Source organism: Phenylobacterium sp., from assembly GCF_020253645.1.
Classification (GTDB): domain Bacteria; phylum Pseudomonadota; class Alphaproteobacteria; order Caulobacterales; family Caulobacteraceae; genus Phenylobacterium.
Genome location: NZ_JADCBG010000023.1, coordinates 1 through 10,586 on the forward strand (window position 1 = coordinate 1; position 10,586 = coordinate 10,586).

General features: G+C 72.0%; 8 protein-coding genes and 1 pseudogene. 2 read left to right on the plus strand and 7 right to left on the minus strand.

Annotated elements, in window-relative coordinates; translation table 11 throughout:
* The 7 genes and pseudogenes from INE98_RS01535 to INE98_RS01565 form a co-directional block, all read right to left on the minus strand.
* On the minus strand, nucleotides 1–2,018 hold a 2,018-nt coding region (locus tag INE98_RS01535), incomplete at its 3' end, for a polar localization protein TipN (RefSeq protein ID WP_293536007.1).
* Between the two features lie 184 nt (nucleotides 2,019–2,202).
* On the minus strand, nucleotides 2,203–2,385 hold the full coding sequence (locus tag INE98_RS01540; protein WP_367120153.1) for a methylated-DNA--[protein]-cysteine S-methyltransferase: 183 nt from the start codon (nucleotides 2,383–2,385) through the stop codon (nucleotides 2,203–2,205).
* Nucleotides 2,386–2,431: 46 nt separating this feature from the next.
* Nucleotides 2,432–3,454 carry an NAD(P)-dependent alcohol dehydrogenase gene (locus tag INE98_RS01545; RefSeq protein WP_293536008.1) on the minus strand — a complete coding sequence of 341 codons (1,023 nt, stop codon included), beginning with the start codon at nucleotides 3,452–3,454 and terminating at the stop codon, nucleotides 2,432–2,434.
* Nucleotides 3,455–3,854: 400 nt separating this feature from the next.
* Nucleotides 3,855–4,988: a serine hydrolase domain-containing protein gene (locus tag INE98_RS01550; RefSeq protein ID WP_293536009.1), complete on the minus strand. Its 1,134-nt coding sequence runs from the start codon at nucleotides 4,986–4,988 to the stop codon at nucleotides 3,855–3,857.
* Nucleotides 4,989–5,005: 17 nt separating this feature from the next.
* Nucleotides 5,006–6,142 (minus strand): serine hydrolase domain-containing protein, encoded by a 1,137-nt coding sequence (locus INE98_RS01555; protein WP_293536010.1) that lies wholly within the window; start codon nucleotides 6,140–6,142, stop codon nucleotides 5,006–5,008.
* Between the two features lie 250 nt (nucleotides 6,143–6,392).
* Nucleotides 6,393–7,277, minus strand: a pseudogene (locus tag INE98_RS01560) (IS5 family transposase); the annotation flags it as partial.
* 514 nt (nucleotides 7,278–7,791) lie between these two features.
* Nucleotides 7,792–8,043, minus strand: a complete 252-nt coding sequence (locus tag INE98_RS01565) for a DUF3297 family protein (RefSeq protein ID WP_293513557.1) — start codon at nucleotides 8,041–8,043, stop codon at nucleotides 7,792–7,794.
* A 127-nt stretch (nucleotides 8,044–8,170) separates the two neighbouring features.
* On the opposite strand from INE98_RS01565, the gene INE98_RS01570 reads away from it, so the two are divergent.
* Nucleotides 8,171–9,424, plus strand: a complete 1,254-nt coding sequence (locus INE98_RS01570) for an acetyl-CoA C-acetyltransferase (protein ID WP_293536011.1) — start codon at nucleotides 8,171–8,173, stop codon at nucleotides 9,422–9,424.
* A gap of 5 nt (nucleotides 9,425–9,429) precedes the next feature.
* Nucleotides 9,430–10,586, plus strand: a 1,157-nt coding sequence (locus INE98_RS01575) for an acyl-CoA dehydrogenase family protein (protein ID WP_293536012.1), incomplete at its 3' end; no start/stop codon positions are given.

Genomic DNA, 10,586 nt, shown 5'->3' on the forward strand with positions numbered 1-10,586 from the left:
AAGCTCTCGTTCCTGACCGGGCCGGCGCCTGCGGAGGGGCGGGACGCCGCGTCCGGTGCAGTGGCGTCCGCCGGGGTCAGTCTGAGACGACGGCGCGGCGCCTCCTCCGCCTCGGCCGCCGGGATCGGGGGCCTCTGCGCAGGGGGGGGCGGGAGGGTCCGCTCCGCGGCCGGCGCGGCGGGAGGCGGCGAAGGTCCGGAGACCCCGCCGGCCGCGGCCACCGAGCCCATCATCTTCACGGCCTCGCTCAGCATCTCGAAGTTACGGCGCACCCGATCCTGGAAGGCGGCGTCGATGGCCTGGGTTTCCTCGGCTGTGCGGCGGGCCTGGTCCAGAAGTCCGTCCATGCTTTCGGTCACCGCCTCGCGGACCTGCTCGGCCTGGGAGCGGGCCTTCTCCGGCAGGCTGGCCACCCGGTCCTCGATGCGCACCAGCATGCCCGCCAGTTCGTCCAGGGTGCGCCGGGCCGCGACCGCGCCCTGCTCCAGGCGGCGGGCCGTGGCGTCGCCCGCCTCCTCCACCATCTGGGCGGAGCGGGCGATCAGGCTGCGAGCCTCCTCCAGCCGGGTCTCGAAGACCTGGTTGGCCTTCTGACCGGCGGCGAAGGCGGCCTCGGCCAGTTCGTCCACCTGGGCCCGCGCCGCCTGGGCGTTCCGCTCGGCGGCCTTGCGAGTGTCCTCGGCGGCGATGGTCAGGGCCTCGATGGCGGCGCGGGTCTGGGTCTCCAGCCTCTGACGCTCCTCGGCGGCGGCGCGGGCGACGGCCTCCAGCGCATGGCGGGTGGACTGGCCGAACTCGTCGCGCTCGGCCCGGGCCGCATCGGCGAACTCCCGGAACTGGCCGGCGGCCTCCTGGATCAGAGACGCAAGGGCTTCTCCGCCCTTCAGGGCGGAATCACGCATGTCGGCGGCGGAGAGCCGCGCCTGCCCGCCCACCTCGGCCAGCCGGGCCAGGTGCGCCTCGCCCTGGGCCGCCAAGCCCTCCTGCTCGGTCTTCAGGGCGGCGGCGGCGGCGGCCAGGGCGTTCCGGCGCGACTCCAGCAGGGCTTCGACCCCCTGGACCTGGGCGGCCAGGCCCGATCCTGCGCCCTCCAGGCGGGCCGCCTGCTGCCCAAGGGTCTCCCCGGCCGCCTCGGCCGCCTCCGCCAGCCGTCCGGCGGCTTCGATAAAGCCCGTGGACCGGGCGGTGAACGAGGCCTCGGCCTCGCGCAGCTGGGTCTCGGCCAGGTCGGAGACCTCGCCCACCAGTCGGGCCTGCCGGGCGATGGCGTCGGTGACGGCGCTGGTCCGCGAATCCAGTCCTGACGCCAGGCCCTCGAGCCGCTCCCGCTCGCGACCGAGGCCCGCGGCCATCTCGCCCGCTGCGGCGCCGGCCGTCCGGGCGGCGGCGTCCAGGCGACCCGACTCGGCCTCCATGGCGGCGCGAAGGCCCTCCAGTTGGCGCGCCGCGCGCTCGGCGGCCTCGCCCGCCCGGGCGACCTCGGACTGCAGGCCGGTGGCGATCTCCCCGGCGCTGATGCCCGCGGCGACCGCCGGGGCGACCATCTCCTCCGCCAGCCGGGCGGCCCGGGCGCTCTCACGGCGCAGCCTCCGTCCCTCGACGAACAGGCTGGCGGCCACCCAGACCAGGCCAGCCGGTCCGATCGCCATGGCGCCCAGGACCATCAGGACAAACGGGTCGTGGTCAAACGGCGCCCTGCCCTGCCGGTAGCCCACCGCAAAGGCGATGGGCGCCAGGGCCCAGAGGATCGAGACAAAGGCGGCCGCCATCCAGACCGGCGCATCCGAAGGCGCCGGGGCGGGGCGGGGCCGGGCGGGCGGGGCGGCGAAGAGGGGCGCCTCAGCCGCCGGAGTTCGAGGAACAGGGGCGGAGTCCGCCGGCGCCGAGGCGGCGTCTTCGCGGGCCGCCGTCAGTTCAGGGGGCGCAGATTCAGGAGACGCAGTCTCCGGCCGCGCGGGTTCAGGGGGCGCAGGTTCCGGGGCGGCGGCCTCGGGCCGGTCTTCGGCGGGGTGGGACATGGCGCGGATCTTCCGAAGCTCGGTGCGGACGCTTCAGCCGGCGCCGAATTCATCCGTTACACAAAGGACTTAACCACGAAGCTGCGTCCTGAGGAAGCAGAGTCCTCGGCCGCCTAGCCTCCAGCCGGCGCCTCCGTCTCGGATAATCTCAGGAAAACGTCTCAAAAGACTGTTTTTGCACCATTTAGTTGGATGGCCAGAACAATCCCTCATGGTCCAGCAACCAGGCCTTGCGCTTCAACCCGCCGGCAAAGCCGCCAAGGCCGCCGCCGGAGGTCACCACCCGATGGCAGGGCTGGACCCGGGAGACCGGGTTGGCGCCATTCGCCTGTCCGACGGCGCGCACGGCGGCGGGACGGCCCACCACGGGGGCGAGGGCAGGACGGCGCGGGTCAGGGCGGGACCGCCCTAGCTCAGGCCCCGAAGGTCAGGACGATCTTGCCGAAATGCTCGCCCGCCTGCATGGCGCGGAAGGCCTCGCGCACCTCGGTGAAGGGGAAGACCTTGTCCACCACCGGCCGGATGCCGTGCAGGGCGATGGCCCGGCACATGGCCTCGAACATCTCGCGCGAGCCCACCGACAGGCCCTGGAGCCTCGCGTTGTTGCCGATCAGTACGCCGGGATTGACCCCCTCGCCCGCCCCGGCCACCACGCCGATGATGGCGATGTGGCCGCCGATCCGCACGGCCCTCAGGCTCTGGTGGATGGTGCCCGCGCCGCCGACCTCCATGATGAAGTCGGCCCCGACCCCGCCGGTCGCCTCGCGCACGGGCCGCGACCATTCCGGCGTCGCCCGGTAGTTGATCAGGTGGTCGGCGCCCAGCAGGCGGGCCCGCTCCAGCTTGGCGTCCGAGGAGGAGGTGACGATGGTCCGCAGGCCCGCCGCGTGGGCGAACTGCAGGCCGAAGATCGAGACCCCGCCTGTCCCCTGCAGCACCACCGTGTCGCCGGGCTCAAGACGGGCGTCCTCGAACAGCCCCCGCCAGGCGGTGAGGGCCGCACACGGCAGGGTGGCGACCTCCTCGTCGGTGAGAAAGTCCGGGACCTTCGAGACGCCCTCCTGGCTGAACACCTGCAGCTCGGCGCCGGCGCCGGGGATGGGGCTGCCCAGGGCGCTGGTCAGCTTCTCCACAGTGGCCCGGCCGGAGGTCCAGTTCTGGAAGAACAGGGTCGAGACCCGGTCGCCGGGCCTTACCCGGGTGACCCCCTCGCCCACCGCCTCGACCACGCCGCAGCCGTCGGAGAAGGGGGTGATGGACCCGGATACGGCCGGCCCGCGGCCGTACACGCCGCCGACCATCAGGAGGTCGCGGTAGTTCAGCGACACCGCCTTCATGCGCACCAGCACCTGGCCGTGGCCGGGGCTCGGCGCGGGACGCTCGACCACCTCGACGCGATCGACGCCCCAAGGCTCGGAGACCTGAATGGCGCGCATGACGATTCCTTCCGGTTCTGGATCAGATTGCGCGCATAGTCCCCGAAGGCCGGGCCGACGCAAGGGGCGAAGCCTCCCGCCATTCACCCGACCCGCTCACCCCGCTGCGCGGCGAGCTCCCCGCAGGGGCGCCATGGCTCAGCCATTCCTCCACCTCCCCCGGGGGAGGTGGACCGCGAAGCGGGCCGGAGGGGGTCTGCGGAGCCGCGGTTGCACCCCCTCACCCCGCTGCGCGGGGAGCTCCCCCTGATGGGGAGCAATCAAGCCATTGTCATTCCTCCACCTCTTGAGGGGGAGGTGGACCGCGCAGCGGGCCGGAGGGGGTCAGCGGAGGGGCCGTTGCACCCCCTCACCGGACTTCGTCCGGAGCTCCCCCTGATGGGGAGCAATGACGTTGCGCCTAGCCTGCCGTCCAGATGTCCATGATCAGGCCGAAGCCGCGCATGTCGCCGGTGGTGGTGGGGGCCATTCGGTTCATCGCGTAGCCGAAGGCGGTGCGGGCATCCATGTCGATGATGGCGAGGGACCCGCCGTAGCCGCCCCAGAAGATCGTGTTGGGGTTGGGGGTCGGCATGGTGGGGCCAGCGAGGCCGAAGCCGAGGCCGAAGCGGGCGGGGATGTGCATGACGAGGTCCTGGCCCTCGACCTGCAGCTCCAGGGCCCGGCGGCAGCCGGCCTCGGACAGGTAGCGGCGGCCGTCGACCTCACCGCCATTGGCGAGTATGGCGTGGACCCGGGCGATGGCGCGGGCGTTGCCGTGACCGCCGGCGGCGGGGACCTCGGCGCCGCGCCAGGCGCGGGTCTGGGTGACGGCCACTTCGACCCGGGGATTGTTGGACATGTTGGCGGTGAGCTCGGGCAGGTCGTCGCCCTCGGCCACGCCCTGGCCGGGCGGCGGCGGGATGAGCTCGGCGACCCGGTGGTCCTCGCTGGCGGGCAGGCCGATATGGAAGTCGGCGCCCAGGGGCTCGGCGATCTCGGTCCGGAAGACGGTCCCGAGGCTGGCGCCGGTGATGCGGCGCACGACCTCGCCCACCAGGAAGCCCTGGGTCATGCCGTGGTAGCCGGGAGCGGTCCCGGGCTCCCAGAAGGGCGCCTGGGCGGCGAGGCGCGAGGTGGCCTTCTCCCAGTCGTAGAGGTCCTCGACGGTGAGGGGCTCCTTCCAGCCCGACAGGCCCGAGGAATGGCTCATCAGGTGGGCGACGGTGACGGCGGACTTCCCGTTGGCCGCGAACTCCGGCCAGTAGCGGGCGACGGGGGCGTGGACGTCGAGCTGGCCCCGGTCGGCGAGGAGGAGGGCGGTGAGGGCCGTCATGGTCTTGGTCGTGGAATAGACGTTGACCAGGGTGTCCTTCTCCCAGGGGCGGGTCTGGCCCGGATCGGCCCAGCCGCCCCAGAGGTCGACGACCATCTCGCCGTTCATCGTGACGGCGAAGGAGGCGCCGATGTCGGCGCCGCTCTCCAGGTTACCGGCGAAGGTCCTGCGGACGCCTTCGAACCGGGGATCGCAGGTCCCGTGCACTTCAACGCTCATGTCGTGATCCCGTTCTCTCAGCCCGACAGGGCGCCCCACATGCCCATGACCAGGCCGACGGCGCGGACGTCGCCCGTGGTGGTCGATTCCATCCGGTTCATGGCGTAGCCGAAGGCCGCCCGGTTCTCCATGTCGATGACCGCGAGGGAGCCGCCGTAGCCGCCCCAGTAGAGGACGCTGGCGTTGGGCGTCGGCAGGACGCCGCCGGCCAGGCCGAATCCGAGGCCGAAGCGGGCGGGGGTGTTGAGCACCCTGTCATGCCCCTCGACCTGAAGTTCCAGGGCCCGGCGGCAGCCGGCCTCGGAGAGGTAGCGGCGGCCGTCGACCTCCCCGCCATTGGCGAGGATGGAATGGACCCGGGCGATGGCGCGGGCGTTGCCGTGGCCGCCAGCGGCGGGGATCTCGGCGGCCCGCCAGGCGCGGGTGCGGGTCTCACGGACGTCGATGCCGGGATTGGTGGCCATGTTGGCGGTGAGCTCGGACATGGTCCCGTCCTCGATGGCTCCGCCGCGGGGGGGCGGGATCAGCTCGGCGACGCGGTCGTCCTCGCTGGCGGGCAGGCCGATGTGGAAGTCCGCGCCCAGGGGCTCGGCGATCTCCTCCCGGAAGACGGTTCCCAGGGAGCGGCCTGTGATGCGGCGGACGACCTCGCCCACCAGGTAGCCCTGGGTCAGGGCGTGGTAGCCGGGGGCCGTTCCCGGCTCCCAGAAAGGCGCCTGGGCGGCGAGCAGGGTTGTGACCTTGTCCCAGTCGTAGAGGTCGGTCTTGGAGAGGGGCTCCTTCCAGCCGGACAGGCCCGCGGAGTGCGCCAGGAGCTGGGCGACGGTGACGGCGGCCTTCCCGTTCGCCGCAAACTCCGGCCAGTACCGCGCGACGGGGGCGTGGACCTCGAGCTCGCCGCGGTCCGCCAGGAGGAGGGCGGTGAGGGCGGTCATGGTCTTGGTCGTGGAGTAGACATTGACCAGGGTGTCGGCCTCCCAGGGCCGGGTCTTGGCCGGGTCGGCGAAGCCGCCCCAGATGTCGACCACGAACGCCCCGTTCACCGTGGCGGCGAAGGAGGCGCCGACGTCGAGGCCGTTCTCCAGGTTGCCCGCGAAGGCCTGCCGGATGGCCTCGAAGCGGGGATCACAGGTCCCCTGCACGTCCATTCCCATGATGTTTCCCCCTGTGCGGCCTCGCAGGCCGCGTTTCCGGCGCAGGTTTGACAGCCCGACGCGGCGGCGTCCAGTTCCCGACGGCACGGCTGTTGACCCCCTCCGGCCCGCTTCGCGGTCCACCTCCCCCAAAGGGGACTTCTGCGATACGCGCCGTCCTGTGCCTTGAGGTGCATTGAGGCGAGGTTTTCTGGCCCTGCCGGGGTGTTTTGAGGGGTTTCGGCGGGATCGGGACGGAGTCCGGGCGCAGCTAGGCCGTGAGGGCTGCGAGGCGTCGCAGGTTGAAGGCCATGGCGGTGAGGAGGATCTGGCCGCTGACCTTGGCCAGTCCGATGTAGCGGGCCCGGGTCAGGCCCATGCGCCGCTTCCAGGTGGCGAAGGTGGTCTCCACGGCGGCCCTGCGCCTGGCGATCAGGTCGTTGCAGAGCTGCTGGCGCCGGGTGAGGGCGTGGTACTGGCTGGGCCTGCGCATCAGCCGGGGCTTGATCCCCAGGCGCTTCAGCCGGGCGCGGCGGGCGTGGGTGTCATAGGCCTTGTCGCCATAGACCGCCGCCTCGTCGCCGCGGATCAGGTCGTCCGCCGGGGTGGTGTCATTGACGTTGGCCGGGGTGGTGATGACCGCCCGCACCAGGCCCGAGCCCTGATCGACGCCCACATGGGCCTTGTAGCCATAGGTGGAGCCCGCCTTGCCCTGGCGCTTGACGAAGGCCGCGTCCGGATCGCGGGCCTCGGCCTCCTTGCCCCCTGCAGGGCGCGAGGTCGCCGCCTCGATCAGGGTGGCGTCCAGCAGGGCGCCCTGCTTCAGGATCAGGCCCGACGCCTCAAGCTGCCGGTCCAGCTCGCCAAACAGCTTCTCCAGCAGGCGCGCGCTCACCAGCCGGTTGCAGAACCGGCACAGGGTCGTGTGATCGGGGACATCATCCTCAAGGCTCAGGCCCACAAAGCGGCCAAACGCCAGGCTGTCCCCCAGCCGGAACTCCAGCTCGCCGTCCGACAGCCCGTACCAGGCCTGCAGCAGAAGCGCCTTGAACAGCAGCAACGGACGATAGCCCGGACGGCCAGGCCCCTCCTCGCGAAGGCCCGCCAGCTGACGCTCAATCCCTGACCAGTCCACAAGAGCCGACACCCGGTCCAGGGCCGGAACCCCGCCCCGACGGGCCGCGCCAATCTCTCCAAACCCAAGCTGTCCCGTCGACTTCACTGACATCGCAAATCCTCCGCCGCCAAAGCAGGGAATCACGATCCGGGGATTTCGCAATAGTCCCCCCGAGGGGGAGGCGGGTATCCCCCACGTCAGGGCGCCGGTGACGCCCCCCGGTCCCGTGACCCTGGCGGGCCCCTGAGCCACCCCCTGCACGGACGTATTCCCTAGCGTCAGGGCGACGACGCCAGGACGGTGGGAGGGCGCTTCGAAGGCCTGCCTCTGCGTCCGGTATCCGAACCGCTTCAGCCGGCTCTCCATCCAGGCGCCCGAGTCCGTATCGCCGGGTCCCCCCGACGCCTTGTCGCCCATGGCGACCCAGATCTCGAGGTCGGTGCGGATGGAGATCAGGTCCCGCGACAGGGCCGGCCCCGCCGCCAGCGGCGCGGCCGCGGCCCCGGCGACGACCCCCCGGCGGGTGGGATCTGGAGCGCCTGTCATCACCGCCTCAGCTCTCGAACCAGGCTTCGACCGGCCCCTTGAGCAGCATGGTCATCTGCTTGCCATGGCGGTCCACCGTCTTGCCGACGGCCAGGCGCACCCAGCCCTCGGAGATGCAGTACTCCTCGACATTGGTCTTCTCGACCCCCTTGAAGCGCACCCCGACCCCGCGGGCCAGGACGCCGGCGTCGTGCCAGGGGCTGTCGGGATCGACGCAGAGGCGGTCGGGCGGGGTGTCGGTTGGGGTCGCTTCGGTCATGGGACCTGTTCTAGCGCCCCCGGGCCGGCAGGCAATCCCGACGAAAAGGGCTTCCCTGACGCTGCGTCCGGCGCGCAAGATGTTTCCTCATCGCCGCAGGACGGCGCACACGAACGGGAGACGCAAGATGGGTGAGGCCTGGATCATCGACGCGGCGCGCACGCCGCGGGGCATCGGCAAGGTGGGCAAGGGCGCCCTGGCCGACTTCCACCCCCAGCACCTGGCGGCCACCGTCCTGAAGGGCATCGCCCAGCGCAACGACATCAAGACCGCCGAAGTCGATGACGTGATCTGGGGCACCTCCTCCCAGCGCGGCAAGCAGGGCAACGACCTCGGCCGCATGGCCGCCCTGGCCGCCGGCTTCGACGTCCGCGCCAGCGGCATGACCCTCGACCGCTTCTGCGGCTCGGGCATCACCACGGTGAACCTGGCCGCCGCCCAGATCATGTCGGGCATGGAGGACCTGATCATCGCCGGCGGCACGGAGATGATGTCCTACACCGCCTCCAGCGCCCCGCAGGCCGCCGCCTTCTTCGACGGCCCGGCCCTGATGGACGCCGGCAACCCCGCCCTGCGCAAGCTGCACCCGCAGTCGCACCAGGGCGTCTGCGCCGACGCCATCGCCACGCTCGAGAACATCCCCCGCGAGGCCCTGGACGAGCTGGCCTATGTCAGCCAGCAGCGCGCCGCCCAGGCGATCAAGGAAGGCCGCTTCGACCGCGCCCTGGTGCCGGTGCTGAACGAGGACGGCTCGGTGGCCCTCGACCACGAGGAGTTCCCCCGCCCCGAGACCACCCGCGAGGGCCTTGCCTCCCTCAAGGCCTCCTTCGAGGCCATGGCCAACGTGCCCATGGACAAGGAGGGCACCACCCTGGCCGGCCTGATCCAGCGGGTCTATCCGGACCTGAAGATCACCCACGTCCACCATGCCGGAAACTCGTCGGGGGTGGTCGACGGCGCCGCCGCCGTCCTGCTCGCCTCGCCGGACTACGCCCGCCGGAACGGCCTGAAGCCCCGCGCCCGCGTCGTGGCCACCGCCAATGTCGGCGACAGCCCGACCCTGATGCTGAACGCCCCGGTCCCCGCCGCCCTCAAGGTGCTGAAGAAGGCCGGCCTGACCCCGGACGACATCGACCTGTGGGAGATCAACGAGGCCTTCGCCGTCGTCGCCGAGAAGTTCATCCGCGACCTCAGGCTCGACCGCGACAAGGTCAATGTGAACGGCGGCGCCATGGCCCTGGGCCATCCGATCGGCGCCACCGGCTCCATCCTGATCGGCACCATCATCGACGAGCTGGAGCGCCGCGACCTCAAGCGCGGCCTGGTCACCATGTGCGCCGCCGGCGGCATGGCCCCGGCCATCATCGTCGAGCGGATGTAAGGCCCATGGACCTCGCCTGGAGTGACGCCGACCGCGCCTTCCGGGACGAGGTCCTCGCCTTCCTCGATGCGGAGCTGACGCCGGACCTGCGCGCCAAGGGGCGGGCCATGACCAGCGTCTACGCCGACCACGCCACCGGCATGGCCTGGCAGAAGAAGCTGCACGCCCGCGGCTGGGTCGCCCCGGCCTGGCCCCGCGAGTTCGGCGGCGCCGGCTGGTCGGTGGTGCAGCGCTACATCTGGGCGCGGGAGGCGGCCCTGGCCGGCGCCCCGCCCGTCTCGCCCATGGGCATCGGCATGTGCGGCCCGGTCCTGATCGGCCATGGGACGAAGGCCCAGCAGGACCGCTTCCTGCCGCCCATGCTCTCGGGCGCGCACTTCTGGTGCCAGGGCTATTCCGAGCCCGGCTCCGGCTCTGACCTCGCCTCCCTGCAGATGAGCGCGGTGGAGGACGGGGACGACTTCGTCTGCAACGGCCACAAGCTCTGGACCACCCACGCCCACGAGGCGAACTGGATCTTCTGCCTGGTCCGCACCAGCCGCGAGGCCATTCCCCAGCAGGGCATCACCTTCCTGCTCATCGACATGACCACGCCCGGCGTCGAGGTGAAGCCCATCCTCATGCTCTCGGGCGAGCACATCCAGAACGACGTCTTCTTCACCAATGTGCGCGTGCCCAGGGCCAATGTGGTGGGCCGGGTGGGCGAGGGCTGGACCGTCGCCAAGTACCTCATGCAGTTCGAGCGGGGCGGCTCGGCCGCCGCGCCGGGCCTGGGCGTGCGGCTGGAGCGCCTGGCCGAGATCGCCCGCACCCCGGACGAGGAGGGCCGGCGCCTGATCGATGCGCCCGGCTACGCCGCCCGCCTGGCCCAGGCCGGGATCGACGTCGCCGCCCTGGAGGCCATCGAGCTCCGGGTCATGTCCCGCCTGTCCAACGGCGAGGCGCCCGGCGCGGAAAGCTCGCTGATGAAGACGGTCTCCACCGAGCTCAGCCAGCGCCTGACCGAGCTGTCCGTCGAGGCCGCCGGGGTCTACGCCGCCCCTTGGCAGCCCCACGGCGGCGCCCTGGGCGGCCCGACCCCGGGCTTTACGCCCCCCGCCGACGGCTTCCTGGCCGGCCCGCCCCACGCCTGGATCGCCGCGCCCAAATACTTCAACGACCG